We start from the raw sequence: 24,868 nt of genomic DNA, 5'->3' as shown, positions 1-24,868 counted from the left end.
GTGAAGCGATAAACGCCGATCTCGTTAGCCCGTCTCAGCGAAAACTCAGCATACTATACCTCGCGCACCAACTATGCCGATGGGACGAGGTGAGATAAGACTCACCATCGAAATCGGGTGGGTAGATGGCATGGCAGCGAACGGGGTAAATCTCGATGCGTTAATCCCGCGGGCTGACTTATCTGTTGGCGAGGGTGTGGTAGCCGGCGAAACGGGTCCTACACAACTTACCTACACGCTCTTCATGGAGAATGATTTCTTTGCCAAATTCTTGCGTAAGCCGGAATTTCAGCGAGAAACTATTCATTGGTCTCCTAAGAAAATCTTCGACCTGGTGGCCGACTTTTTGGATAGGCGGCTAGTCCCTGCTGTCATCCTCTGGCGTGCCGGCCAGTTCAATTTCGTGGTAGACGGCGCCCATCGCATCTCTGCCCTTATGGCGTGGATTTATGACGACTACGGAGACGGGGATCGTTCGAAGGCGCTTTTCGGACCGCGCTTACCACCAGAACAAGAGGCGCTGGCTAGGAAAACACGAACGCTTATCGATAGGGGCATCGGAAAATTCAAGCTCTACCAAGCTGGGTTGACGCACCCAAGTGTCGTCACCGATTCTCAGACAGCACGGATGAGCAATCTAACTATTACGTTTTTTGTAGCTCAATGGGTTCCTGCAACCAGCGCTAAGGCAGCGGAAGATTCGTTCTTTACAATCAACGACGCGGCCACCCCTCTGGATAAGACTGAAAAACGGATTATTCGTTCGCGAGAATCGGCGTCCGCAATTGCATCTCGCGCAATCGCTCACGGCGGCAGCGGATATGCCTACTGGCAGAAATTCCCCGAGGGTGTGCAGAAGATTATTGTCGACACGTCGAAGGACATTTACGCCGCCCTCTACAGGCCGCCGATGCCTGAAGGCACGGTCGACACGTTGGACGTTCCGGTCGCCGGTCGCGGGTACAGCGTCCTCCCGTTTGTTTTTGATCTAGTCAACCAGGTTAACGCGACAAAGGCTGCGGACTCCACGGGGGCGAAGATAAAAGACCGCCTAGAACCTGATGTCGAAGGAGTTGACACCGCCAAATATCTCAAGCGCGTTTGGAGGACGGTGTCTCGTTTAACTAGCAAGGAACCGACGTCTCTCGGTCTGCATCCGGTTGTTTATTTCTACACCCGTGGCGGGGCATTTTCACCGTGGGCCTTCCTCGCGTGGTCGCAGATAGTTGACCGAATCTTTGCGGAGGGGAAAGCAAACCGTTTTTGCGACGTTCGAAGCGAAATGGAACGGTTTCTGATAGACCACAAATGGGTAATGACGGAAATCATTCATAAAAACGGCAGCGGTGATCGCAGCACACCGTGGCTTGACCGGTATTGGTCCCTCGCCTTGCAGCTATTGATGGATGGAAAAACCTATGACGAGGTGATCCATACGATGAATGAGCACAAGGATTTCGGTCTCCTTCGATTTAAGGATCCAATGATCCGCATGGCAGCAGCGGACAAAAAGCCCGGCACCGGCAAGTTCGCACCCAAAACCACCACTGCAGCGATATGGGATGCAGCCCTACCCGGAGCTCCTAAGTGTCCTTACTGCCACGGACTGTGGCATCGGAATTCATTTCACGGGGACCATATTAACCCAAAAAGGGCTGGGGGCGACAATCGCCAATCCAACGAAGCGATAGCGCATCCTTACTGCGACGCAACCTACAAGGATTACCGGGCCACTAGGACGGCTCAGGGACCATCTTAGCAATTATATGGGCGGCTTCGACGAACCGCTCGGACTGCTCCGGAGGTGATATGGGGTTTTTTGTCAAAGTTATTCCACCTAGCGGACGAGCACGCATACACATTGGGGAATGCAAGTTTTGCCGAGAAGGCCAAGGTATGGAAAATCAGGATAAAGGGACCGGGCCAACTTTCTGGCATCCTCGATTCCCTTCAGCGGGCTTTCCAACCCTAGCTGAGGCCAGCAAATATATGGGAACTTTGGGACCGCGTTACGCCGACACTGGCCCGTGTGCGTACTGCATGCGGGAGCACGCCGGTGGCTAAGGGCTACAAGGTCTGAGCCAATATGACCCCTCGGGAAAGCGAATACGTCATTAAATTGCTGGTCTCTCGAAATGGGTCCAACTCGCTCGTCACCTTGACTAGTGGCACCACCCATCGAGTACTCAACATCGTGTATGGCCGCGATTTGGGTGAGCAGTTCGACCACATTTCAACGAACGTCACGCCGCCCCAAGAAGGTTTAGAAAGCGACTTCTTTTACGCATCGGAAGTGCAAGAGATTGCTGCCGAGGATGGTGTCGTGCTGTTTCGTTCGGCCACAAACTGAGCTGTCGCCTGTCCGGCCCCCTAGCCGCAACCTCGAATGCCGCATCGGAGACGCTGTTTCCCGCGCCTATGATGCCGGCTCCGCAACCGCATCCCTCTAGAGCAGGTCAGGCGCGACCTATGCAACCGCTGGCGTCCATCCATGTCAAACCGCAAGATCGGTCGAGCGCGACATGTCCGGAACCGCCTATCTGGTGTCGCCACGCAGGACGAGACGTTTGATGACGCCACTTGAAAACTACCAAGCCCGGATGCAGCGGGTGCTGGACCACATAGACCAGCATCTGGACGGCGATCTGGGCCTGGAAGCGTTGAGCGGCGTCGCGGCGTTCTCGAAATACCATTTCCACCGGCAGTTCACGTCAACCTTCGGGTTGTCCGTGCATCGCTATGTCCAGCTCGCCCGCCTGAAGCGCGCTTCGTACCGGCTTGCCGAGAGCGACGCCCAAAGCGTCACCGACATAGCGATGGATGCCGGTTACGACGCACCGGATGCCTTCGCCCGCGCCTTTCGGCAACGGTTCGGACAATCGCCTTCGTCTTTCCGGAAGTCTCCCGACTGGGGGGCGTGGCTCATGGCCTTCGGGCCGCTCGACAAAGCAAGGACCACGCTCATGCAGATAATCTTCGAACCCGCCGACGTGATGATCCGCGATGTGCCCCCGACGCCGGTGGCGATCATGGAGCATCGCGGCGACCGGGCGACGCTCCAGGACACCATCCAGCGCTTCATCGCCTGGCGCAAGGCGGCCGGCCTCTCGCCCCACACAAGCCCGACCTTCAACATCTTCCGTTCCGAAAGGGAGCCGGCGAACCCGGCCGATTACAGCATGGATATTTGTGCCGGAACCGACCTGCCGGTAGAAGGCGGGCCGATCGAGGACGCGCAGATGAAGGCCGGCGTGATCCCCGGCGGACGCTGCGCGGTGCTGCGCTATCCCGGCAACACCAACAATCTCGAGCCGGCAGCGCTTTACCTGTACCGCGAATGGCTTCCGGCCAGTGGCGAGGAGGCGCGCGACTTTCCGATCTATTGCCAACGGCACTTTTCGTCGAACGGACCGGTGCGCGAGGTGGTGCTTGAGCTGTTTCTGCCGCTGAAATAGCGCGGTGGGGTGGCGGCCTATCTCCGGCCCTGAGCTGGTTGAGCCGACGACCGTGTGAAATCTGATATGGCGCTCCCCCACTCCGTCTCGGCTTCGCCGAGCCACCTCTACCCCCGCATTCGTGGGGGAGAGGAAACCCAAGCTTTTGAAGGGCTGCGATCTCGGAGATTGGCATTTCCTCATCCCCCATGAAATGGGGGGTCCGAAGGACGGGCGAGACCCGTGGCTCGCCCCGGCAAGGTGGCTCGGCGAAGCCGAGACGGAGTGGAGGTCAGCGCTGCCATAGGCGATTGGCCCAGCGCGCGGATAAGGCAAGGCTATCCCTAAGCCTGCCCGCGCACAGCCTTCCGCAACCGCGAATGCCGTACCGGAGACGCCGCCTCGGGCCCCGGCGCTATCTCCGCAGTTTCCCCCTCATGCAACCCCACCCGCAGCGCCGCGCCCGCCAGATGGTCGCGCATCGCCGCTTGCGCTCCTTCGGCGTCGCCGGCACGGATCGCTCTCAGGATGCGCTCATGTTCGCCGAGCGTGATGCGGGCCATGTCGTCCGACTTTTGCTGGTTGCCGGCGGCGAGAATGCTTTCGCGCACCCGCTCGGACACGAAGACCAGGAATTGGCCCATGTAGGAATTGCGCGTCGCCTCGGCGACGGTGCGGTGGAATTCGAGGTCGCTGCGCAACCAGGCGACGCTGCCATAGGGGGCGGCGCGCATGCCGGACAGCGCATCGCCCATGGCTTTGAGATCGGCGTCGCTGCGCCGCTTGGCGGCAAGGGCCGCCGCCTGCACTTCGAGGATGCCACGCAGTTCGAACAGATTGCGAAACGAGTCGGCGCGCTGCAGCGTCTCATGGTCGATGGTCAGCACCGTCGGGTTGTTGCTCTCGACCACGAAGGCGCCGCGCCCCTGCTGCGACCAGATTCGGCCTTCCGAGCGCAGCCGCGCGATCGCCTCGCGCACCACGTTGCGGCTGACCCCGAAAGTGGTTGCCAGCGCCGCCTCGGTCGGCAGCTGGTCACCCGGCTTCAGCCGGCCTTGCGCGATCTCGCGCGAGATGGAACTGGCCACCAGAGTGGAGAGGTGTGGGCCGCGATTGACCTTGTCGAGTTTCAGCGTCATCGCTCACCTATAGTCGACGGCGGGTGCGGACGCCAGAATGCGGCCGTTACTGAGAATGTGGCGCGGGTCGAATGCGTCCTTGATGCCGGCGGCGAGGTCGAGCGTCACCGGATCGATGCGTTCGAGGAACGCCTTCTGCTTGACCCGGCCGATGCCGTGCTCGGCGCTGATAGAGCCGCCATAGCGATCGACGACGGTGAAGATCTCGGCTTCCGCCTGCTCGAACAGATGTTCCATCGCCTCGGTGCCCATGCCTTCCGGCGGCACGACGTTGAGGTGGATGTTGCCGTCGCCGACATGGCCGTAGGTGACGGCCAGCGCGTCGGGCCGGGCTTTCTCCAAGGCGGCCAGCGCATCGGTGACGAAATCGGCAAGCCTGGAGATCGGCACCGACACATCGGTGCGCAGGTAGCGGCCTCCCCTGCCCTGCCGCTCGACCATGATCTCGCGGTAGAGCCACAACCGCTCACCTTGAGCCCTGGTCGAAGCGATGACGCCATCCTCGACGATGTCCTCGACGCTGCCGAGAAAATCCAGAAGCATATTGGAGAGGTCGATCAGCCCGCCCGACGACACCTCGATCAGCACATAGACGGGATAGGGCTGGCTGAGCGGATCGGGAAAATCCTTGCCCTCGCGCATGGTGATCTCGATGCCGCCGCGCAGGATCAGCTCGAAGGCGGTGAGCAAATCGCTGCAATCGCGCCGCGCCCTTGCATAGAGTGCCATCGCGTCCTCGACGGAGCGCAGGCCAACCAGCGCGGTTTCGATCTGCGTCGGCTTGGGGAATAGTTTCAGCGCCGCCGCGGTGACGATGCCGAGCGTGCCCTCCGAGCCGATGAAGATTTGCTTCAGATCATAGCCGCGATTGTCCTTGCGCAGCACTTTCAGCCCGTTCCAGATGCGGCCGTCGGCCAGCACCACTTCGAGGCCAAGCACCAGGTCGCGCGTCATGCCGTAGCGCAGCACGTTGAAGCCGCCGGCATTGGTGGCGACATTGCCGCCGATGCGGCAGCTGCCCTGCGCGCCGAACGTGATCGGCAGCAGGCAGTCGCTCGCTTCGGCGGCGCGCTTGGCGTCCTCGAGAATGCAGCCGGCCTCGACCACGATGGCGAAGTCGATCGGGCTGATCGAGCGAATCTTGTTCATGCGCTCCAGCGAGATGACGATCTCGCCGCCATCCGCCGCCACTGCGGCGCCGACGAGCCCGGTCAGGCCGCCTTGCGGCACGACCGGAATGCGCTCGGCATGGCAGAACCGCATCAGCGCCGACATTTCCTCCACCGAAGAGGGCCGCGCCACCGCCAGCGGCCGGCCGAAATGATCGCCCGACCAATCTCGGCTGTAGCGCGCCAGATTTTCCTCGGTCAGCAGCCCGCCATTCGGCAGCAAGCCGGCCAGGGCTGCGATCTGCGATGCGGAGGGTAGCGGCACGGCATTCATGGATTGGCTCTGGGCCCCTCGGCAAAACGGCTGGACAAATACCGGCGTTGTCGTGTTATCATACAACCCTGATTGAGAACATCAAGCGAGGCTTGCCGCCAAGCGTTCGATGTGGATGATCAGACCCGCAAATCACAGAATTCGGAGGACTTCCCCAATGAGCGACGCCCCGGGATTTCGCTATATGCACACCATGATCAGGGTGCTCGACCTCGACAAGTCGATCGCCTTCTACACCGAGGTGCTCGGCATGACCCTGCTGCGCCGCGACGACTACCCCGGCGGCAAGTTCACCAACGCCTTTGTCGGCTACGGCCCCGAGGAAAAGGAAGCCGTCGTCGAGCTGACGCTGAACTGGGGCCGCGAGGAGCCCTACGAGATCGGCACCGGCTTCGGCCATCTGGCGCTCGGCGTCAACGACATCTACGCCGTCTGCGCCGAACTGGAAAAGCGCGGCGCCAAGATCCCGCGCAAGCCCGGCCCGATGCAGCACGGCACCACCCACATCGCTTTCGTCGAAGACCCCGACGGCTACAAGATCGAGCTGATCGGCCTCGACACGATGTAATCCGATCGGGCCGGATCGCATCGGCCTCGCGCCGATGCGGTCCCGTCCTGTCCGCGCTTGCCTGGGAGGCGGGATCACTTGATGACCGCGATCTTGCTGCGGTCGATGGTAATGGCGACGGCAGCGATCAGCACCGCGCCGAACACCATGTTTTCCAGGAAAATATTGACGCCGACGAAGGTCATGCCGATGCGCACGATCGAGATGATCAGCGCGCCGACCGCCGTGCGGGCAACGCCGCCGAGCCCGCCGGTGATCGCCGTGCCGCCGACGATGACGGCGGCGATGGCCGGCAGCAGCAGCTGGTTGGCCAGCACCGGCGAACCGCTCGACAGCCTGGCTGCCAGCACGATGCCGGCGATGGCCGCGAGCATACCCGACGCGGCAAAGGCGATGATCTTGGTGCGGTCGACATTGATGCCCGCGGCCCACGCCGCCGGCTCGCCGGCGCCGACCGCGATCGCCTGGCGGCCGAAGCGTGTGTAGCGCAGCGCCAGAAAGGCGGCGATGCCGATGACCGCCGAAATCAGCACCACCACCGGAATGCCAATGATGGTGGCGTTGATCCACGCCGTGTTTTCTCGGCCACCTTCCTCGATGGTGATGGCGCGGCCGTTGGAAACCCATAGCGCCAGGCCGGTGACCACGCCGCCGGTGGCGAGTGTCGCGACGAAGGACGGCACGCGTAGCTTGACGTGAACGACGCCGCTCAACACGCCGAAGGCGAGCCCCGACAGGATCGCCACCGGAAAGGCGGCAAGGCCGAGCGAAGGCAGCAATTGCGCCAGGATGACGCTGGCCAGCGATGCCACCGCCTGGATCGACAAATCGATGCCGCCGAGCAGGATGGCGAAGGTGACGCCGGTCGCCAGGATGAACAGCACGGCGGTGTTGGCAAACAAAAGCGCCACGGTCTCGCCGGTCAGAAAGCCGGGCGCGGCGATCTCGATGATCAAAAGCAGGCCGACAAGCAGCACCAGCGGAATGGCGCCCTGCGTCCACTTGCCCTCGAAAACCCGCCTGATGGAGAGCGCTTCATTCATCGGCTCACACCATTGCCCTGAGAAGGTCGACCTGGTTCGGCTTGTTGGCCGGGCTGGCATCGAAGCGCGCGGTGATTGCACCGTCGCGCATCACCAGCACCTGGTGCGACAGGCCGATCGTTTCCTCCAGCGTGTCGGAAATCAAAAGAATCGCCACGCCTTGCGCCGAGAGGTCGCGCACCAGCTCGTAGACCTCTTCCTTGGCGCCGACATCGAGCCCGCGCGTCGGATGGTCGAGCACCAGGATGCGCGAGCCCGCCGTCATCCAGCGCGCCAGTACCACCTTCTGCTGGTTGCCGCCGCTGAGCTTGCGGCAGGCGGCATCGGGACCGGGCGCCTTGATGCGCAGCCGCTTGATCCAGTCGGCGGCAAGCCGGCGCTCCTTGCCATAATCGATGGCGCCATGGCGCATGACGCTGGAGAGATCGGCCAGCGAAATGTTCTCCGCGATCGACAGGAACATCACCAGCCCTTCGAGCCGGCGCTCGCGCGGGACATAGCCGATGCCCTTGCGCACCGCCGGTTCCGGCGAGGAGAAGCGCACGGCATCGCCGGCGATTTTCATCTCGCCCGCATCATGCTGGACGAAGCCGCCAACGGTGCGCGTCACCTCCTCGCGGCCGGAGCCGACGACGCCGGCAATGCCGACGATCTCGCCCGCCCGGATCGAGAGATCGACGCCGTGATAGAAACCGTTGGCGCCAAGGCCCTTGGCCTCGACCATCACGGTATCGCGCGGCGCCAGCTGGCGGGCCTCGCGATAATACTCGGCCTGCAGGCCGCGCCCGACCATGATCTCGTGCAGCTCCGGCGCGGTGACTTCGGCTGCACGATGTTCGGCAACGACGGCGCCATCCTTCATCGTGTAGACGCGGTCGGAGATATTGAGCACCTCGTCGAGGCGGTGCGAGACGAAGACGAAGCTGGCGCGGGATTTGAGCGACCGCACCCGCGCGAACAGCACCTCGATGTCGGCGGCGTTGAGCACCGAGGTCGGCTCGTCGAGCAGGATCAGCAACTGCCGCTCGACCACTTCTTCCAGGGTCAGCGCCTTGGCGAGCTCGACCACCTGGCGCGCGGCGAAGGTGAGTTCGGAGGTGCGCGCGGTGACGTCGATGTCGATGCCGATCTTGGCCAGTTGCCGCCGCGCCGCTGCGTTCATGGCGCGCCAATTGACGAGGCCGAAGCGGGTGAAGCGGTCCTCTTCGCCGAGATAGATGTTTTCGGCAACCGTCAGGTTCAGCACCAGCGACTGCTCCTGGAACACCATGCCGATGCCATGCCTGGCCGCATCACGGGCGTTGCGCATGCGCAGCTGTTCGCCGTCCAGTGTGAGCGAGCCGCCATCCGGCCGGTAGCCGCCGGCCAGCACCCGCATCAGCGTCGACTTGCCGGCGCCGTTCTCGCCGATCAGCCCGACAACTTCATTGGGCCGCACCTCAATGGAGACGTCGCGCAGCGCCTGCACACCGGGGAAATTCTTGATGATGTTGGACGCCTGCAGCATGGCGTTCACTTGACGATTTTCAGGCGGACACGGTCGAGCGACAGCGCCACCGCGGCAATGATCATCAGACCCTGCACCGTCTGCTGGATGTAGGGCGAGATGCCGAGCAGGATCATGCCATTGGCAAGCACGGTGACGATCAGCACACCGATCAGCGTGTTGACCACACCGCCCTCGCCGCCGGTCAAAGCGGTGCCGCCGACGACCACTGCGGTGACCGCTGCAAACAGCCTGCCGTCGCCGATGACGGCATGCGACTGGCCGAGCTGTGCGGCGGCAAGCACACCGGCAATGCCGAAGAAGAAACCGGCCAGCGCAAAAGCGGTGATGCGCACGCGCACCACATTGACGCCCGAGAGCTTGGCGACATCCTCGTCGCCGCCGATCGCCAATATGTGGCGGCCGAGCTTGGTGTGATACTGGATGACGGTGGCGAGCAGGAACGCGCCGAACGCGACCCAGACCGCCACCGGCAGGCCGAGGAAACGGTGCAAGGCCAGGTCGCGGATCGAGGCGTCGTTCAGCTTGATGGCCGTGCCGCCCAGCATATAGACCGACAGGCCGAGGCCGATGAACCACATGCCGAGCGTGCCCATGAAGGACGGGATGCGCAGCATGGTCTGGACGAGACCGCTGACGAAGCCCATGGCGGTGGCGGCGGCGATGGCAGCGAGCACCGCCCACCAGCCATAGTCGTTGCCGTTGCCGTCATTGGCGGCGAGCAGAACAAGCACCATCGCCGCGACCGAAAGCGTGCCTTCGACTGCAAGGTCGATGCTGCCCATCAGGATGATGAAGGTCAGCCCCATCGCCAAGGTCAGCGGCACGGCGGCGGAATTCGCAAGCCGCACCAGATTGCGCAGCTCGATGAAATTGGGATTGGCAATGGCGATCAGTACGCAGAGTACAATCAGCACCGCCAGCGGCGCCAGGCTGCGCCAGCGCCTGCCGCCCAGGAATGTCGCGATGCGGCCGGGGAACGATGTCATAGGCGTCGTCCGCTCGATGTCCGAAACGGACTTCAGGGGTTCTGTATGGATTGTCAAGAAACCGCTTCCCGTCTGCTGGTGACAGCCGTCGCGACAAGGGGATCGCGACGGCTGCGGGAGGAAGCGGGCCGCCAGGGAGGTGCAGCCCACTCCGATGGATCAGGTACGGATTGCTCCGGTGACCCGGCCCCACAGATCGTTCCAGTCGATCTCGGGCTTCGCATCGACATTGGTCTTGTAATATTCCTCGACATTGTCGTGCGAGATCAGCACCGCCTTGCCGTAGAACTCACGGTGCTCCGGCGGCTCCTTGGTCGGGTCGAACTTGCCGATCTTGGCGTTGTAGCCGATGGCGAGACCCATGCCGCCCTGCCAGAACGGATCCGAAGTGACCGTGCAGGCGAATTCGCCGGTGCGCACCGCATCGACCGCCGTCTTGATGCCGTCGACGCCGACGATCGGCACCTTGCCGGCGAGGTTTTCGGCACGCAGCGCTTCCAGTGCGCCGGAGCCCATATCGTCATTGGCCGCCCAGATGCCCTTGATGTCGTCGCCGAAGCGGGTGAGCAGATTGCCCATCAGGTCGAAGGCTTCGGTCGACTTCCAGTTGGCGACCTGGAAATCGAGCAGCTTGATGTCTGGGTTGGCGGCAAGCGCCGCATCGAGGCCCTTCTTGCGTTCGATCGCCGCCGTGGTCGAGATCAGGCCGCCGAGTGCGACGATGCCGCCCTTGCCGCCAATGGTCTTGAACAGGATCTCGGCGATGGTCTTGCCGCTGTCGATGCCGTCGAACTCGATATGCGAGACATAGTTCGGGTTGAAATCCTTCGGGTGCAGATCCCCCGGCTTGTTCCACTGCGTCACCACATAGGCGCCGGCCTTGGCGCAGGCCTCGACGATCGGGCGCGCATCGGGCGTGTCGTTGGGATCGGAATTCAGCACCATGTTGCCGCCGGTCTTGGCCAGCATCGCCTTGATGTCGGCAATGCCCTTCTCGCTGTTGCCTTCCGAAACCAGCGTGACGTGTTCCAGCCCGGCCCATTTGGCATACGCTTCCGCGCCGGTCTTCCACACCGCGTGATAGGGGTTGGACAGCGAGCGGATCGACGTCACCAGCGTCGGCTTGTCCTGCGCGCGCAGCACGCTCGGCATGGCGAGTGCCGCCACGCCGGCGGTGGCGCCCATCATCAGCGTGCGCCGGTTGACCGCAAAATTCTTCGTGTCGTTCATACCTCGAAACCTCCCGATTGAATTCTGTTCCGCCCGGCATCTTGCGCAGGGAGCGCGGCCGGGACCTCCTGGTGAGGATCGTCAAGCTCCTCCACTTGTACGACAACCCTTCAACACGATAACCATACCCTTTCTCTTGACGTGGCACAAGCGACTTGAGATCGTCGCGCGCAAGAGGAAGGGGCGGTGATTTCATCGCCCGCCGGAGCATGATCCCTAGAAGTGGGAACCGGTTTTCTCGGACAAATCGAGAAACCGTTTTGTCCGGAGATCATGCTCCAACAAAGAGAACCCGGGAGTGGAAATGACGGATTACATCATTGTCGGCGGCGGTTCGGCTGGCTGCATTCTGGCCGCCCGGCTGAGCGAGGACCCGGACGTGTCCGTCGTGCTGCTCGAGGCCGGTCCGCCCGACACCGACCGCTACATCCATTTGCCGGTCGGCTTCTTCAAGATGACGTCGGGGCCGCTGATCTGGGGTTATGACACCGCGCCCGGCAAGGAGATCGATGGCCGCACCATGGTCTATCCGCAGGCCCGCGTGCTGGGCGGCGGCTCCTCGATCAACGCCCAGGTGTTCACCCGTGGTTGCCCGCAGGACTACGATGGCTGGGCGACCGACGATGGCTGTGCCGGCTGGAGCTATGCCGACGTGCTGCCCTACTTCGTCCGCTCCGAGGGCAACGACACTTTTGCCGATGCGCAGCACGGCACTGACGGCCCGCTCGGCGTCTCCAGCGGCGCGCCGCATCCGCTGACCCGCATCTTCGTCAAGGCGGCGCAGCAGGCGGGCCTTCCTTTCCGCGCCGACTTCAACGCCGGTGAGCAGGCGGGCGCCGGCTTCTACCAGACGACGACGCGTCGGGGGAAACGCTCGAGCACGGCGGTCGCCTATCTGAAGCCGGCGCTCGGCCGCAAGAATCTGACGCTACGCACCGACGCCTCCGTCAGCCGCATCGTGGTCGAGAACGGCCGCGCCATCGGTGTCGAGATCATCGTCAATGGCCGCACCGAACTGCTCCGCGCCGAGCGCGAAGTCATCGTCGCCGCCGGCGCCATCGGCTCGCCGAAATTGCTGATGCTGTCCGGCATCGGCCCGGCCGTGCATCTCGGCCATCACGGCATCGAGGTGGTCCACGATTCCAAAAACGTCGGCCAGAATCTGCACGATCACATGGACGTCGATGTCGTCGCCGAGCTCAACGGACCGCATGGCATCGACCGTTACAAGAAGAAGCGCTGGCAGGCGGTTGCCGGTCTTGAATATGCGCTGTTCGGCAAGGGGCCGGTGGCCTCCAACATCGTCGAGGCCGGCGGCTTCTGGTGGGGCGACCGCGCGGAGAAGACGCCGGACATCCAGTTCCATTTCCTGCCCGGCGCCGGCGTCGAGGAAGGCATCGGCTCGGTTCCCGGCGGCAATGGCTGCACGCTGAACTCCTACCATGTGCGCCCGCGTTCGCGCGGCAGCGTCACGCTCAAGTCCGCGGACCTGCGCGATGCGCCCATCATCGACCCCAACCCGTTCGCCGAGCGCTATGATCTCGAACGCGCCATCGACGGCATCGAGATCAGCCGCGAAATCCTGTCGCAGCCAGCCTTCGCCAGATACATCAGCCGCGAGCATCTGCCCGGCAAGGCGATGCAGGGGCGCTCAGCACTCGAAGCCTTCGCCCGAGAACATGGCCGCAGCGCCTATCACCCAGTCGGCACCTGCCGGATGGGCGGCGATGCCGACAGCGTCGTCGACCCCGAGCTTCGCGTGCGCGGGCTGCAAGGCCTGCGTGTCTGCGACAGCTCGGTCATGCCAAGCATCGTGTCGTCGAACACCAACGCCGCCGTGGTCATGATTGCGGAGAAGGCTGCGGATCTGATTGCGGGGCGAACGCTGCCGGTGGCGTAAGCAGGACAATCGCATGTGGTGGCGCCACGCGATTGCCCTGCCTTGAGCACCTGTCGCTGAGCGCATAGCACTCGAACCGCACTAAAAACGACAGCCTCCCGCAGCGCCTTCAACCGACGCTTGCGCAACCCACCAACCGACAGGAAACCCCCGGTTGCGGGCTCGTTGCCGACGCCTGCGCGGGGATGTGAAAGCGCTTTTGCGCCAGTTCCGCGATCACACCATATGAACCGATCCAAGCTCTGCTAGCTTGTGGGCGTGGGACTTGTCCCGCTTTGGCCGGTGCTTCAGGCAACCCCATCCCAACCCCCCGCCCCCTGCGGTACCGGCCATCCCCCTCCCCCTTTTGGCAGGCTTCTCGACCTGCCATCCTCAGCCGTCCCTGCCAACTTCGAGGTCGACGACGAGGCCTGATGCGTGGCATGCAAATCAAGACCATCGGCAGCGTATCGAGGGATTTCACATCGGCTGTCTGGACGACGTCCTGGAGAGCGACAGATCGGGGTCGAGCCGCCTCAGCTCCCGGTTGATGGCCGCCAGGCGCTCCGGTTCGCCTTCCGTGTTGCAGACATTGAGAGTAACGACGCGTAAGCGCATAGGACTTTTCCTCAATGTTGAACGACCCTCGACGCACGCGACGCGGATAGGTGCCACGATAGGATTCCGTGTCTGGTGACGTTCAGCGAACCACCGCCTCGATGCGTTCCACGCGGTGCGCGAAACGGCTTGGCCATCGGCGCGGTTCGGCTTGCCAAATGCCGCCATGCCGCCCATACACGGCTTGAACAACCGCCCCGAGGGTCCGCGCCCATTTTGCCAAAGGATACTCTCCGATGTCTGTGACGCCGTCCCCGTGGTCAAAACCGTGACGGCTTCCCTCGCAAGCCTGGGCTGGACGGATTTCTTCGGCGACCAGCTTGAAGCCGATGAGGCAAACCTAGTGCCGACGCGCATCGCCTCGGTGCACCGCGACCGCCTGGCCGGTCTGTCTCTGTCAGGGCCAGTGGATCTGACGCTGCCGGCCAATACCAACACCGGCGACTATGCCGTCGGCGACTGGGTGCTGGTCGAGCCGCATACGCATCTGCTGCGGCGCCGCCTGACCCGCAAGACGGTGCTGGAGCGCCGCACACAGGGAGGCAGGGTGCCGCAGCTGGCCGCGGCCAATGTCGACACGCTGTTCATCGTGACGTCCTGCAATGCCGATTTCAACATCGCCCGGCTCGAGCGCTATCTCGCGCTGGCCAACGAGGCCGGAACGACGCCGGTGATCCTGCTGACCAAGGCCGACACCGCTGACGATGCCGAGGCTTACCAACGCCAGGCCGCCGCCCTGCAGCGTGGACTGGCCGTGGTGATGCTGAACCCGCGCGTCGCCGATGCCGCAGCGGCGCTTGCTCCCTGGTGTGGCGCAGGGCAGACGGTGGCGCTGGTCGGCTCCTCCGGCGTCGGCAAATCGACGCTGGTCAACACGCTGGCCGGATCGGCGCAGCAATCGCCGCAACAGACTGCGGGCATTCGCGAGCACGATGCCAAGGGTCGCCACACTACCACAGCCAGATCGCTGCACGCCATTGCCGGCGGCGGCTGGGTGATCGACACGCCGGGCATGCGCACGCTGCATGTCAGCGACGTCGCCTCCGGCATCGACACGCTGTTTGCCGAAATCACCGAGCTCGCACCGCTGTGCAAGTTCCGCGACTGCACCCATGTCCACGAACCGGGCTGCGCGGTGCAGGCTGCGTTGAAGGCGGGTACGCTCGACCCCGAGCGCCTTGCCCGCTGGCGCAAGCTGTCGGAGGAAAACCAGGGCAACACGCCGGTTCAGAGCGGGCCACGCGGCAACAAATCGCCTGCCGGGCGCCCGAAGCGGCGTTGAGAGGATAGGAATTGCGGAACGAGACGTCGGAGGCCCGGCATGTGCCGGGCCTCCCTTTTTTCACTCTCCGCGCATCGTTGCCTGGAAGGTCGGCAGGTGCTTCTGCTGCGCCTCCAGCATACGCTCGCGGTAGACGCCATAGATGACGTCGGTGTCGTGCAACGTCACGCCGGCAATGGTCGGCGAGGCGAAGACCGGCAGTTCGATGCCCCGCTTGGCGAGCTGCTCGGCGGTGCGCGCGATCAGCTCATGCGCCAGGATCATGGCAAGCACCGTCGATGAGCCCGACACCGGCCGGCTCCAGCCCTCGACCGGCACGATGGCGTCCTCGATCGGCGAACAGGTGTCGATGACGAGGTCGGCGGCATCGGCCAGCCGCTTGCCGGAGGAGTGCGTCGCCGGCTTGTCCAGATTGTTCTTGCTGGTGACCGCGACGACGAAGATGCCGCGCTTCCTGGCGTAGAGCGCGGTGTCGATGCCCGACGAGTTGCGGCCGCTATGGCCGAAGATGATGATCGAATCGCCCTTGTTGAGCGGCTGGTGGTCGAGGAATTTTTCGGCGTATCTTTCCGTACGCTCCAGCCACAAAAGCTCGCGCACGCCGCCGGCGCCGAGCACATTGTGCCACATCACGCGCGGGTCGGTCAGGGGGTTGAAGCCGACATAGCTGCCATAGCGCGGAAACACTTCCTGCACCGGCAGCACCGAATGGCCGGAGCCATAGAGATGCACCAGCCCGCCGCCCTCGAGCGAGTCGGCAAAGCGGCTGGCGGCCTGGCCAAAGGCCTCTTCATTGGCTTTCGCAGCCTGGTCGATGAGGGCGGCGAGACGGTGGATGTAGAGATCGGACACGTGGGTACTCCTGTTTGCTGTGTCGGTCTGGAATGGATCAGCTTCTCGGGTTCAGCGGCACGCGTCCGGCGCGCAGCGTCGAGCGGATTTCGTAGCGGTCGCCGCGCATGATCGAGACGGTGAATTCGAACGGGCCGCGCTCGTCGGTGGTGATGCGTTCGACGACGAAGGCCGGGCTGCCGACAGCGAGGTCGAGCAGTTCGGCGTCCGCCGCGCCGACCGCGCCGACCCGGTAGTTTTCCCGCGCCGCCACCGGCACGATGCCGTAATGGCGCTCCAGCGCCTCGTAGAGCGAGCCCTGCAGCAGGCCGGCATCGAGGAAGCCCGGCACGCGCACGGCCGACAGCTGCGCCGTCTGAATGCCGATCGGCTCGTTGTTGCCGAGCCGCAGCCTGCGAATGCGCACCACCGGATCGCCTTCCTCGATCTCCAGCGCGCCGGCAGCCGCCGCGTTGGCGGTGGTCAGGCTGCAGTCGAGCAGGCGCGAGCCCGCGACCACGCCCATATTGCCCATCTCCTGGGTGAAGCTGGTCAGCTCGCGCGTGCCGGCGACCAGCGTGGTCGAGCGCACGAACGTGCCGCGGCCATGTTCGCGCCTGAGCAGTCCTGCCTCCTCGAGGTTGCGCAAGGCGTGGCGCAGCGTGATGCGGCTGACGCCGAACAGGGCGCACAGCCTGTCCTCCGCCGGGATCTGGTCGCCCGTTGCCCATTCGCCGCTCTTGACGATGGCGCGGATCGCCTCTTCGACCTGATACCAGAGCGGCTCCGGCCGTCTGCGGTCCGGCTGCTGAAAGCTTGCTTCGCTCATCGCACATGCCTCCACCCTTGCCCAACGGCGCCGGCCAGCGCCGCGCCGACGAGGCCGGCGCGGGGACCGAATTTTCCGGGCTTGACGTCGATGCCGCGCAGATGCGGCGGCAGTTGGCGTCGCAGCGCTGCAAGCAGCGGCGGCCGGATCACATCCAGCGCCTCCGCCAAACCACCCGAAATCAGAACCGCTTGCGGATCGAGCAGCGCGACAGCGCCTGCAAGCGCGGTGCCGAGCTGTCGCGCCGGCAGTTCAAGCAAGGTGAGTGCGGCCAGTTCGCCGGCCTGGGCAGCGGCGATCAGCTGGCGGCCGTCGGCAAGGCCGATCTGTCCGGCAAGGGCATCAAGCGCCCGGCCCGACGCGACGCGCTCCAGCCAGCCGCTGCGCTCTTCACCATGATCCCTCACGTCGGCGCAGGCCCAGCCGAACGAGCAGGCGCCGCCATGCGCGCCGGCAACGATGCGGCCATTGGCCAGCACCGCCGAACCGATGCCGGTGCCGATGGCGAGCAGGATCGCTTCCGACATGTTTTTCGCACTGCCTTCGACAGCCTCCGCCAGCAGCGCAATCTGCGCGTCATTGCCGAGCGCTACGCGCAGTTCGGGAAACAGCGGCTGGATATCGACGCCGTCGAGGAACGGCAAGTTGGGGATCCAGCGGCAGATTGAGCCCTCGACCAGACCCGGCACCGCGATGCCAAGCGCTGAGACCGACCCGGCCTCAGCGCACAGCGCGTCGATGCGCGCAATGAAGGCACCAAGGGTTGCCGGCGCCGGCTCGCTGCCCAGCGCCTCCAACGCACCGACATCGCCCGTAGATACGGCGGCGCGCAGATTGGTGCCGCCGAGATCGATGGCGAGTACCCGCCTCATCGACCGGACCCTTTGCCGAAGGGGAGCGAGAACAGGCCGCTGCCGGCATTCCACGAATGCGACGCCGCCGCGAAGGCCTGCGCATGGCGCGTGCCACGCAGGCAGCCGCGCAGCCGGTAGAGCGAACTGTAATAGTCGACATAGGGGAAGCTGCTCAGGCCGCGCGCCAGCTCATACTCCATGACCGCGTCGCGCCAGGCCTCGAACCCGTCGCTGACATCGACGAGATGCTCGGGCCGGAAGCCGTCATCGTCCTCCCAGTTCTCGCCGAACAGCAGCAGTTGCGGCGTGTGCGCCGGATGGTCGCTGGCAACGGTCGGCAGTCCGGCGAAGAAGATACCGGTCTTCGTCAAATGCGCGGCGGCGCGATGGTCCTTGTGCCAGCTGCCATGCCAATGGGTGATGACGATCTCGGGTTTCAGCTCGCGAATGATGTCGCCCACTTCGAGCGCCGTCTGATCGTCTGTGGGCAGGAAGCCGTCGCGCAGGCCAAAGCTACGCATGGCGACGCCGAGCCGCTCCGCCGCGCTGCCCGCTTCCTCTTCCTTCTGCACGCAATAATGCGCGGGAACCAGGTACGGATGGCCCTGCTCACCCATGGTCAGATGCAGGAAGGTCACCGTGGCGCCGCGCTTGACGGCAGCGGCCGCCAGCGGCCCGGCCATCACCTCGGCATCGAAGGCGTGTGCGCCGACCACCAGGATGGATTTCGCCGCATAAATCCTGTCTTCGATCATTTCATGCCCCCTCCGGTGCCGACGCCTTCGCGAATCTGCCGCGCCAGCAGACAATACATGATCAGGATGGGCGCCATGGATATCGCCAGCGAGGCGAACACCAGGCCCCAGTCGGTGCGGAACTGGCCGACGAAGACGCTGATCGCCAGCGGCACCGTCTTGTAGCGGTCGTCGAAGATGAAGATCAGCGGGAAGAAGAAATCGTTCCACACCGCGATCGCGGTGAAGATTGCCACGATCGACACCGCCGGCTTGACCATCGGCAGGATGATCTGGAACAGGATGCGGACCTCGCCGGCGCCGTCCATGCGCGCCGCCTCGTCCAACTCGGAGGGCAAGACGCGCATGAAATTGGCGAAGATGAAGACGGCGAAGGGAATGCGGATCGCCGAATAGACCAGGATCAGTCCGGTCAGCGAATCCAGCAGGCCGAGATTGCGCATCAGCGTGAACAGTTCGACCGAGGCCAACCGGATGGGCAGCATGATGCCGGACAGGAACAGGCCGAGCATGATGGCATTCCAGCCAAGCTTGTAGCGGCTGAGCGGATAGGCGGCCATCGCCGAGACGACGATGGTGAGGATGACGGCGCCGCCCGTGACGATCAGGCTGTTGATGAAATTCTGGCCGAGATCGGCGCGCGTCCAGGCGTTGATGAAATTGTCGAAGGCAAAGCTTTGCGGCAGGCCGAGCCTGTTGTCGTAGATCTCGGCCGTGGTCTTGAAACAGGAGACGATGAGGATGTAGAGCGGCAACAGCACGGCCGCCGTCCAAACGACCAGCACCGTCCAGCCGGGCAGCCGCGCCAGCTGCCGAGAGATGGCCGGTCTTTGTGAAATCGCCAGCGCGCTCATAGCTGCACCGTGCGGCGGTCGAAGAAGCGCAGCATCATGAGCGTGCCGATGCTGAGGATCAAAAACAGCACGGTGCCGAGCGCCAGCGCCAGACCGATATCGGTGATGCCGACAGCGCCTTCCGCGCCGAAGGCCAGCCGGTAGAAGTAGGTCACCAGCGTGTCGGTCGAATAGCTCGGATTGCCCTGCACGCCCTGCATGACATAGACGATGTCGAACTGGTTGAAGGTGTTGATGAACGACAGCGTCGTCAGCGTGCCCAGCGCCGGCATCAGCAGCGGCAGCGCGATCGAGAACAGCATGCGCGCATTGCCGGCGCCGTCAAGTTTTGCCGCCTCGAAAATCTGGCCGGAAATCTGCCGCAGACCTGCCGTGTAGATCAGCACCGGCAGGCCCATCCAGTTCCAGGCATCGACGGCGATCAGCATGGCGAGCGCGGTGTGGCTGTTGCCGAGCACGGTCAGGCTGCCCTGGTGCAGGCCAAGCCCGTTCAGCGCCCATTCGACGACGCCGCCCGGTGCCAAAAGCAACCGCCACAGCGCGCCGACGATGACCGGGCTCAGCACCGCCGGAAAGAAGAACACCGACTGGAAGAACGCAGCACCCCTGTCGCGCAGGAACAGCAGCCAGGCGAACAAAAGCCCGATTCCGTTCTGGAACAGCATGATGCCGAAGAACCAGGCGGTGTTGTGCCACAGCGCGCCGTAGAGCCGCGCGCCGCTGGGGAAAACGAACAGCCTTGAGAAATTCGACAGGCCGGCGAACTCGACCATGCGCAGCCCCTTCCAGACGAAGAAGCTGCCCCAGAGCGACATCCCCAGGGGATAGAGGACGAACAGCGCATAGACCGCCAGCGCCGGCAGGGTGAACAGCACGGCCATGCGCTGCTGCGTGCGGCGAAGGCTGCTGGTGCGGCGAAGGGTGCTCATGCGCTTTTCTGGTCCGTGAGAGGCCGGCCGCTTTGCGACCGGCCGCGCCTACTGCTTCGGCTTGAACCAGGTGGCGACTGCGGCCTGCATGTCGGCCGCCAGCTTCTCCGGCGCGATGTTGCCTTCGATCATGTCGATGATCTCCGACTGCAGCACCGAAGACGCCGTCGGCGACTGCCAGCGGAAGCCGACCAGCGTCAGATAGGGCGTCGAATTCTTCGCCATCTCCATCATCGAGGCCAGCACTGGATCCTTCACCGTCACATCCGTGCGGGCCGGCGGCCAGCCGAGCTCGTCGGCGAACATCTGCGCGAACTCTGCCGAAGCCATGAAGCCCAGCACCTTGGTCGCGGCTTCCTTGTTCTGGCTCTCGGAGACCAGGCCATAGGAGCCGTCGGAGAAGGCCGAGGTGTAGAGTTTTGCCCCGGCATCGTCGGCGGGGAACGGGAAGATCGAGAATTTCAGCTTCGGGTTCTGCGCCTTGAAGCTGCCGTTCTCGAACGAACCGCCGAGGAACATCGCCGCCTTGCCGCCGATGAACTGCTGCGTGGCGGTGGTGTAGTCGATGCCGGCGAAGCCGTCGGGGAAATACGGCTTCAGCTCGGCGAAGCGCTTCAGCGCCGCGACATAGCGCGGATCCTCGAAGGTCGCCTTGCCGCTCATCATCTCGTCGTAGAATTCAGGACCATAGACGGTCGGGCCGACGACGCCGACGGCGATCTCCAGTTCCCAGGCCGAGCCGTTGGCGCCGCCGGTGGCGATCGGCGTGATGCCGGCCGCCTTCAGCTTCTCGCAGACAGCGGTGAAATCCTTGTAGGTCTTCGGTATCTCGATGCCCTGGGCGGCGAAGATATCCTGGTTGTAGAAGACGCCCATCATCGGCACCGAATAGGGCACGCCATAGAGCTTGCCGTCGCTGCGGCCGCGCGCGCCGCCAAGCGCCGCGTCCTCCATGTTCTTCAGCTCCGGCACGCTGTCGTCCAGCGCGTCGAGATAGCCGGCCTCGACGAAGGGCTGCAATTCGCCATAGGCCTTGAGCTGGGCGATGTCGGGCCCGCGCCCGCCGCGCAGCGCCGTGCTCAGCCGGTTCTGGTAGTCGGCATCGGGCGTGAACTGGATGGCGACCTTGATGCCGGGGTTCTTCGCCTCGAAGGCATCGAAGATGCGGCGCATCGCTGCCTCGTCCTCGGTGCGCCAGCTCCACAGCGTCACCGTGCTGTCGGCGGCTCGCGCCGGCAATGAGGCGAAGACGCCGGCGCAGGCGGCGGCAAGGCCGCCGATCAGGCCAAGTGCTGCGCGCCGGTCAAGTGAAAGCATGCTCATTGCCAGTCTCCCATTGTTCTCTGTCCTTGGCGTCCCGCGGCATTTCCTGCCGTGAGAGAGCCATTGGCTCGGGAAAAGTCATTATAATGACATAGCGGCATTCGCAAGAGGTCTGCTGCGCCTCAGGAATGGCGGCGTTGGCCCCCTCACGACATTGCAGTACCCGCATCCGTTTGTTATCTAACGATAAATATCCACATTCCAGCGCTGCAAAGAAATCTGTGACCGTGCGATGTGAGACTTTTTCGCCAGCAAGCCCTTGCGTCGCCGCGCTAACTTGTCATAACGTCATTGTGAACCGATAGGAGGATGAGGAATGTCGTTTGCCTGGACGTCGAAACTGGCACTGGCCGCAGGCCTCGCCATCCTGCCCACCACCGGCTGGGCGCAATCGGTCAACATCTCCTATCTCACCCACTGGTCGCCGGAGACGGTCGCGCTGCTGGAAGCGGCGGCCAAGGATTATGCCAAGACCAATCCGGATGTCAGCGTCACCGTGCGCGCCGTCCCCTTCGGCGACCTCCTGACCACGCTGCGCTCGCAAGGCGGCGGCGCGGACGGCCCGACGATCGGCGGCATCTACGATCTCTGGTTGCCGGAACTGGCGCGCGACAAGCTGGTCGCGCCCGCCCCCGATGCGGTGGCCAGCGAGGTCAAGGCCGCATGGCCGGCGGGCATCACCAGCGCCGCCTCGGTCGGCGGCACGCTCTACGGCATCCCCAACGAAATCGACGTCTATGCGCTGAACTACAACAAGGCGCTGCTCAAGCAGGCCGGCATCGCGGCGCCACCCAAGACCTGGGACGAGTTCAAGGATGCGGCCAAGAAGCTGACCAACCAGGATGCGGGACAGCAAGGCTTCGGCATGATCAACTCCTGGGCGGCCGGCGTCGTCCACCCCTTCGCCTCGCTGCTGGTCTCCAATGGCGGCGACCTGGTCAAGGACGGCAAGCCGGTGCTCGACAGCCCGCAGGCCGCGGAGACTTTCCAGCTCTATGAAGACCTGATCAAGTCGGGCGCCAGCGTGCCGTCGATGGCGACAGCCGACGCCAACACCACCGGCCCCTTCCTCGACAATTTCGTCTCCGGCAAGACCGGCATGATCATCATGGCCAATTGGTGGGAGAGCGCGCTGAAGGCCGGCATGGGCGACAGATTCGCCGACATTGCAACGGCGCCGATTCCCGTCGGCCCGAGCGGCGACAAGCCGCATTCGATCTCCTACTCCTGGATGACCGTGGTCAACGCCAATGCAGGTGCCGCCGAGCAGAAGGCGGCGTGGGACTTCCTCGCCTGGCTGAACAATCCAAAGTCCGGCAAGAACGGCGCTTCCGCGATGTCGGATATCCTCATGTCGATGGGCATCCTGCCCTCACGCCTCTCCGACATCGAGGCGCACAAGGACAAGCTCGGCTCGGAATTCCTCTCCGGCTATGTCAGCGTGCTCACCGACGCCAAGCCGTTCCCGGTGGTGCCGGGCGGCCAGGAATTCTCGGAATCGCTGCAGCAGACGCTCGAGGCGTTGCAGTATGGCCAGGTCTCGGCCAAGGATGCGCAGGCGACGGCGCAGGCCGACGCCATTTCGATCCTGGAGCGCGCCGCCAAATAATGATTCAGAGGTACCGTGCCTCGGCGGGCATCATGCTGGCGCCCGCCGTGACGCTGATCGGCATCTTCGTCCTGTTGCCAATGCTGCTCACCGTCTGGCTGTCGTTCCAGGACTGGTCGACGCAGACACCGTTTTCCAGCGCCGGCTTCGTCGGCGTCGACAATTTCCGCGAGATTTTTGGGGTCTCCTCCGTCGGCCGCGATTTCAAGGCCGCACTCGTCAACACAGCCGTCTACACCGCGCTCTCCGTCGTCCTCATCCTGCCTCTGTCGGTGGCCTTCGGCCTGATGGTTTACCAGCGCGACGTCGCCGGCGGCACGGCACTGCGCACGGTGCTGTTTGCCACCTACATGGTGCCGATGATCGCTGTCGCGCTGGTGTGGTCGAAACTCTATTCGCCGAGCGAAGGCCCTCTCAACCAGATGCTCGGCCTTATCGGCATCGGCCCGCAGCCTTTCCTGTCGTCGCCGCGCTCGGCGCTGATCTCGATCGTCTTCCTCAATGTCTGGCAGCAGGTCGGCTATTTCACCGTGCTGGCGATCGCCGGACTGACGCAAATCCCCGGCAGCCTGTATGAAGCAGCAAAGCTCGACGGCGCCAACCGTTTCGAGCAGTTCCGCTTCATCACGCTGCCGCTGATGCGGCGCACGCTTCTGTTCAGCGCCGTCATCGCCATCATTAACGCCGTGCAGGTGTTCGAGCCGGTTGCCCTGATCACGCAGGGCGGGCCGGTCGGCTCGACCAATGTGCTGACCTACCACATCCGCCGCGTCGGCATCGAGCGTGCGCAGGGTGGACTGGGTTCGGCCATGGCGGTGATGCTGATGCTTTCGCTGATTGTCGTCGTCTGCGCGCTGTTTGCCTTCGCCAACCGGAAGAACGACGAATGAGCGCGGGATCGTCGAGCCGGCTGTCGCGCCGGCGCCCGTCCGGCCGCAAGGCGCTGCTGGCGACGCTGATGCTGCTGGTCGCCGTCGCCTCGGCCTTCCCGCTGGTCTGGATGGCGCTGTCGAGCCTCAAGACGCCGGCCGAGAGCATGCAGGTGCCGCCGGTGTGGATCCCCCTTACGCCGAGCCTCGACGCCTATGAGAAGGTGTCGGGCGTGATCAATGTCGGCCGCTCGATGTGGAATTCCCTGGTCATCGCCTCGATCACCACCGCCGGCATCCTGCTGACCAGCATGATGGCCGGCTACGCCTTCGCCAAATACCACTTCCCCGGGAAGTCGCTGCTGTTTTCTCTGCTGATCGCCACCATGTTCCTGCCGCCGATCGTGACGTTGATCCCGCTCTATCGCCTGGTCGGCTCGATCGGCCTCAACGCCAGCCTCGCCGGCATCATCGTGCCCAATCTCGCCAATGCTTTCGGCATCTTCCTGATGCGCCAGTTCATCTCCGGCGTGCCCGACGAGCTCATCGACGCCGCGCGCATGGACGGCGCCTCGGAGTTCTTGATCCTCTACAAGATCGTCGCGCCGAGCGTCGCCCCCGCAATCGCGGCTCTGGCCCTCTTCGCCTTCGTCTATCACTGGAACAGCTATCTGTGGCCGCTGACCGTGCTGCAGGGCAATGCCGACGCCTATCCGATCGTCATCAGCCTGAGCCGGTTGCTGAGCTACAACAGGGGCGCGGTCAACACCGGCCTGGTGATGGCCGGCGCCACGCTGGCCGTGCTGCCGCCGCTCATCCTGTTCGTCTTCCTGCAGCGCTTCTTCGTCGATTCCATCGTCGGCTCGGCGATCAAGGGATAGCT

General features: G+C 64.0%; 23 protein-coding genes. 9 read left to right on the top strand and 14 right to left on the bottom strand.

Features of this window, described 5'->3' with window-relative positions; genetic code table 11:
- Positions 1–130 precede the first annotated feature (130 nt).
- From ACYG9Y_RS01145 to ACYG9Y_RS01135, 3 genes are all read left to right on the top strand, one after another.
- Positions 131–1,759, top strand: a complete 1,629-nt coding sequence (locus tag ACYG9Y_RS01145) for an HNH endonuclease signature motif containing protein (protein WP_198018607.1) — start codon at positions 131–133, stop codon at positions 1,757–1,759.
- A 327-nt stretch (positions 1,760–2,086) separates the two neighbouring features.
- On the top strand, positions 2,087–2,350 hold the full coding sequence (locus tag ACYG9Y_RS01140; RefSeq protein ID WP_023749079.1) for a hypothetical protein: 264 nt from the start codon (positions 2,087–2,089) through the stop codon (positions 2,348–2,350).
- Positions 2,351–2,570: 220 nt separating this feature from the next.
- On the top strand, positions 2,571–3,455 hold the full coding sequence (locus tag ACYG9Y_RS01135) for an AraC family transcriptional regulator (RefSeq protein WP_031253193.1): 885 nt from the start codon (positions 2,571–2,573) through the stop codon (positions 3,453–3,455).
- Positions 3,456–3,778: 323 nt separating this feature from the next.
- Here ACYG9Y_RS01135 and ACYG9Y_RS01130 read toward each other — a convergent pair whose 3' ends face one another.
- Both ACYG9Y_RS01130 and ACYG9Y_RS01125 read right to left on the bottom strand, forming a co-directional pair.
- The gene (locus tag ACYG9Y_RS01130) at positions 3,779–4,573 is read right to left on the bottom strand and encodes a FadR/GntR family transcriptional regulator (protein ID WP_023737583.1); all 795 of its coding nucleotides are present in this window, start codon (positions 4,571–4,573) and stop codon (positions 3,779–3,781) included.
- Between the two features lie 3 nt (positions 4,574–4,576).
- Positions 4,577–6,016, bottom strand: a complete 1,440-nt coding sequence (locus ACYG9Y_RS01125; RefSeq protein ID WP_023737582.1) for an FAD-binding oxidoreductase — start codon at positions 6,014–6,016, stop codon at positions 4,577–4,579.
- Between the two features lie 157 nt (positions 6,017–6,173).
- On the opposite strand from ACYG9Y_RS01125, the gene gloA reads away from it, so the two are divergent.
- Positions 6,174–6,584: a lactoylglutathione lyase gene (gene gloA / locus ACYG9Y_RS01120; protein WP_023737581.1), complete on the top strand. Its 411-nt coding sequence runs from the start codon at positions 6,174–6,176 to the stop codon at positions 6,582–6,584.
- A gap of 74 nt (positions 6,585–6,658) precedes the next feature.
- On the opposite strand, the gene ACYG9Y_RS01115 is transcribed toward gloA, so the two are convergent.
- The 4 genes from ACYG9Y_RS01115 to ACYG9Y_RS01100 all read right to left on the bottom strand — a co-directional run bounded on the left by ACYG9Y_RS01115 (position 6,659) and on the right by ACYG9Y_RS01100 (position 11,353).
- Positions 6,659–7,627, bottom strand: coding sequence for an ABC transporter permease (locus ACYG9Y_RS01115; RefSeq protein WP_023737580.1), 969 nt, complete (start codon positions 7,625–7,627; stop codon positions 6,659–6,661).
- A gap of 4 nt (positions 7,628–7,631) precedes the next feature.
- Complete coding sequence (locus ACYG9Y_RS01110) at positions 7,632–9,134, bottom strand: sugar ABC transporter ATP-binding protein (protein ID WP_023737579.1); 1,503 nt, start codon at positions 9,132–9,134, stop codon at positions 7,632–7,634.
- A gap of 5 nt (positions 9,135–9,139) precedes the next feature.
- The gene (locus ACYG9Y_RS01105; RefSeq protein ID WP_023737578.1) at positions 9,140–10,123 is read right to left on the bottom strand and encodes an ABC transporter permease; all 984 of its coding nucleotides are present in this window, start codon (positions 10,121–10,123) and stop codon (positions 9,140–9,142) included.
- A gap of 159 nt (positions 10,124–10,282) precedes the next feature.
- The gene (locus ACYG9Y_RS01100) at positions 10,283–11,353 is read right to left on the bottom strand and encodes a sugar ABC transporter substrate-binding protein (RefSeq protein ID WP_023683136.1); all 1,071 of its coding nucleotides are present in this window, start codon (positions 11,351–11,353) and stop codon (positions 10,283–10,285) included.
- Positions 11,354–11,657: 304 nt separating this feature from the next.
- On the opposite strand from ACYG9Y_RS01100, the gene ACYG9Y_RS01095 reads away from it, so the two are divergent.
- On the top strand, positions 11,658–13,253 hold the full coding sequence (locus ACYG9Y_RS01095) for a GMC family oxidoreductase (RefSeq protein WP_023737577.1): 1,596 nt from the start codon (positions 11,658–11,660) through the stop codon (positions 13,251–13,253).
- A 459-nt stretch (positions 13,254–13,712) separates the two neighbouring features.
- Here the strand turns inward: ACYG9Y_RS01095 and ACYG9Y_RS01090 are convergent, their stop codons facing one another.
- The gene (locus ACYG9Y_RS01090; RefSeq protein WP_023691904.1) at positions 13,713–13,850 is read right to left on the bottom strand and encodes an endonuclease/exonuclease/phosphatase family protein; all 138 of its coding nucleotides are present in this window, start codon (positions 13,848–13,850) and stop codon (positions 13,713–13,715) included.
- Between the two features lie 268 nt (positions 13,851–14,118).
- Between ACYG9Y_RS01090 and rsgA the strand changes: the two genes are divergently transcribed.
- Positions 14,119–15,132: a ribosome small subunit-dependent GTPase A gene (gene rsgA, locus ACYG9Y_RS01085; protein WP_245260180.1), complete on the top strand. Its 1,014-nt coding sequence runs from the start codon at positions 14,119–14,121 to the stop codon at positions 15,130–15,132.
- Positions 15,133–15,192: 60 nt separating this feature from the next.
- Here the strand turns inward: rsgA and ACYG9Y_RS01080 are convergent, their stop codons facing one another.
- The 7 genes from ACYG9Y_RS01080 to ACYG9Y_RS01050 are packed head-to-tail and all read right to left on the bottom strand — an operon-like array spanning position 15,193 to position 21,507.
- On the bottom strand, positions 15,193–15,984 hold the full coding sequence (locus ACYG9Y_RS01080; RefSeq protein ID WP_023686509.1) for a sugar isomerase domain-containing protein: 792 nt from the start codon (positions 15,982–15,984) through the stop codon (positions 15,193–15,195).
- Between the two features lie 37 nt (positions 15,985–16,021).
- Positions 16,022–16,792 (bottom strand): GntR family transcriptional regulator, encoded by a 771-nt coding sequence (locus ACYG9Y_RS01075; RefSeq protein ID WP_023683130.1) that lies wholly within the window; start codon positions 16,790–16,792, stop codon positions 16,022–16,024.
- Entirely contained in the window at positions 16,789–17,664 is an 876-nt protein-coding gene (locus ACYG9Y_RS01070) for an ROK family protein (RefSeq protein ID WP_023698617.1), read from the bottom strand. The genes ACYG9Y_RS01075 and ACYG9Y_RS01070 overlap by 4 nt, the downstream gene beginning before the upstream one ends.
- Positions 17,661–18,401, bottom strand: a complete 741-nt coding sequence (locus ACYG9Y_RS01065; protein WP_023698618.1) for a PIG-L deacetylase family protein — start codon at positions 18,399–18,401, stop codon at positions 17,661–17,663. Before ACYG9Y_RS01065 ends, ACYG9Y_RS01070 begins: the two co-directional genes overlap by 4 nt.
- Positions 18,398–19,255, bottom strand: a complete 858-nt coding sequence (locus ACYG9Y_RS01060) for a carbohydrate ABC transporter permease (RefSeq protein ID WP_023698619.1) — start codon at positions 19,253–19,255, stop codon at positions 18,398–18,400. The genes ACYG9Y_RS01065 and ACYG9Y_RS01060 overlap by 4 nt, the downstream gene beginning before the upstream one ends.
- Positions 19,252–20,184, bottom strand: coding sequence for a carbohydrate ABC transporter permease (locus ACYG9Y_RS01055; protein ID WP_027049764.1), 933 nt, complete (start codon positions 20,182–20,184; stop codon positions 19,252–19,254). Before ACYG9Y_RS01055 ends, ACYG9Y_RS01060 begins: the two co-directional genes overlap by 4 nt.
- Before the next feature lie 48 nt (positions 20,185–20,232).
- Positions 20,233–21,507, bottom strand: coding sequence for an extracellular solute-binding protein (locus ACYG9Y_RS01050; RefSeq protein ID WP_023698621.1), 1,275 nt, complete (start codon positions 21,505–21,507; stop codon positions 20,233–20,235).
- A gap of 316 nt (positions 21,508–21,823) precedes the next feature.
- Here ACYG9Y_RS01050 and ACYG9Y_RS01045 point away from each other — a divergent pair, with 316 nt between their 5' ends.
- From ACYG9Y_RS01045 to ACYG9Y_RS01035, 3 genes are read left to right on the top strand one after another with little or no spacing between them, the layout of a single operon-like run.
- Complete coding sequence (locus ACYG9Y_RS01045) at positions 21,824–23,116, top strand: ABC transporter substrate-binding protein (RefSeq protein ID WP_023698622.1); 1,293 nt, start codon at positions 21,824–21,826, stop codon at positions 23,114–23,116.
- The gene (locus tag ACYG9Y_RS01040; RefSeq protein ID WP_023737576.1) at positions 23,116–24,006 is read left to right on the top strand and encodes a carbohydrate ABC transporter permease; all 891 of its coding nucleotides are present in this window, start codon (positions 23,116–23,118) and stop codon (positions 24,004–24,006) included. The genes ACYG9Y_RS01045 and ACYG9Y_RS01040 overlap by 1 nt, the downstream gene beginning before the upstream one ends.
- The gene (locus ACYG9Y_RS01035) at positions 24,003–24,866 is read left to right on the top strand and encodes a carbohydrate ABC transporter permease (protein ID WP_023671061.1); all 864 of its coding nucleotides are present in this window, start codon (positions 24,003–24,005) and stop codon (positions 24,864–24,866) included. Before ACYG9Y_RS01040 ends, ACYG9Y_RS01035 begins: the two co-directional genes overlap by 4 nt.
- Positions 24,867–24,868 lie beyond the last annotated feature (2 nt).

The organism is Mesorhizobium sp. W050 (assembly GCF_054719535.1).
This window is presented reverse-complemented; position numbering and strand designations above follow the sequence as displayed.

Coding starts and splice junctions, on each gene's coding strand:
- ACYG9Y_RS01125 (WP_023737582.1), bottom strand. CDS start 6,016: ATGAATGCCGTGCCGCTACCCTCCGCATCGCAGATCGCAGCCCTGGCC.
- ACYG9Y_RS01135 (WP_031253193.1), top strand. CDS start 2,571: ATGACGCCACTTGAAAACTACCAAGCCCGGATGCAGCGGGTGCTGGAC.
- ACYG9Y_RS01130 (WP_023737583.1), bottom strand. CDS start 4,573: ATGACGCTGAAACTCGACAAGGTCAATCGCGGCCCACACCTCTCCACT.
- ACYG9Y_RS01105 (WP_023737578.1), bottom strand. CDS start 10,123: ATGACATCGTTCCCCGGCCGCATCGCGACATTCCTGGGCGGCAGGCGC.
- ACYG9Y_RS01100 (WP_023683136.1), bottom strand. CDS start 11,353: ATGAACGACACGAAGAATTTTGCGGTCAACCGGCGCACGCTGATGATG.
- ACYG9Y_RS01040 (WP_023737576.1), top strand. CDS start 23,116: ATGATTCAGAGGTACCGTGCCTCGGCGGGCATCATGCTGGCGCCCGCC.
- gloA (WP_023737581.1), top strand. CDS start 6,174: ATGAGCGACGCCCCGGGATTTCGCTATATGCACACCATGATCAGGGTG.
- ACYG9Y_RS01070 (WP_023698617.1), bottom strand. CDS start 17,664: ATGAGGCGGGTACTCGCCATCGATCTCGGCGGCACCAATCTGCGCGCC.
- ACYG9Y_RS01145 (WP_198018607.1), top strand. CDS start 131: ATGGCAGCGAACGGGGTAAATCTCGATGCGTTAATCCCGCGGGCTGAC.
- ACYG9Y_RS01110 (WP_023737579.1), bottom strand. CDS start 9,134: ATGCTGCAGGCGTCCAACATCATCAAGAATTTCCCCGGTGTGCAGGCG.
- ACYG9Y_RS01115 (WP_023737580.1), bottom strand. CDS start 7,627: ATGAATGAAGCGCTCTCCATCAGGCGGGTTTTCGAGGGCAAGTGGACG.
- ACYG9Y_RS01095 (WP_023737577.1), top strand. CDS start 11,658: ATGACGGATTACATCATTGTCGGCGGCGGTTCGGCTGGCTGCATTCTG.
- ACYG9Y_RS01060 (WP_023698619.1), bottom strand. CDS start 19,255: ATGAGCGCGCTGGCGATTTCACAAAGACCGGCCATCTCTCGGCAGCTG.
- ACYG9Y_RS01140 (WP_023749079.1), top strand. CDS start 2,087: ATGACCCCTCGGGAAAGCGAATACGTCATTAAATTGCTGGTCTCTCGA.
- ACYG9Y_RS01090 (WP_023691904.1), bottom strand. CDS start 13,850: ATGCGCTTACGCGTCGTTACTCTCAATGTCTGCAACACGGAAGGCGAA.
- ACYG9Y_RS01050 (WP_023698621.1), bottom strand. CDS start 21,507: ATGAGCATGCTTTCACTTGACCGGCGCGCAGCACTTGGCCTGATCGGC.
- ACYG9Y_RS01045 (WP_023698622.1), top strand. CDS start 21,824: ATGTCGTTTGCCTGGACGTCGAAACTGGCACTGGCCGCAGGCCTCGCC.
- ACYG9Y_RS01035 (WP_023671061.1), top strand. CDS start 24,003: ATGAGCGCGGGATCGTCGAGCCGGCTGTCGCGCCGGCGCCCGTCCGGC.
- ACYG9Y_RS01055 (WP_027049764.1), bottom strand. CDS start 20,184: ATGAGCACCCTTCGCCGCACCAGCAGCCTTCGCCGCACGCAGCAGCGC.
- ACYG9Y_RS01065 (WP_023698618.1), bottom strand. CDS start 18,401: ATGATCGAAGACAGGATTTATGCGGCGAAATCCATCCTGGTGGTCGGC.
- ACYG9Y_RS01075 (WP_023683130.1), bottom strand. CDS start 16,792: ATGAGCGAAGCAAGCTTTCAGCAGCCGGACCGCAGACGGCCGGAGCCG.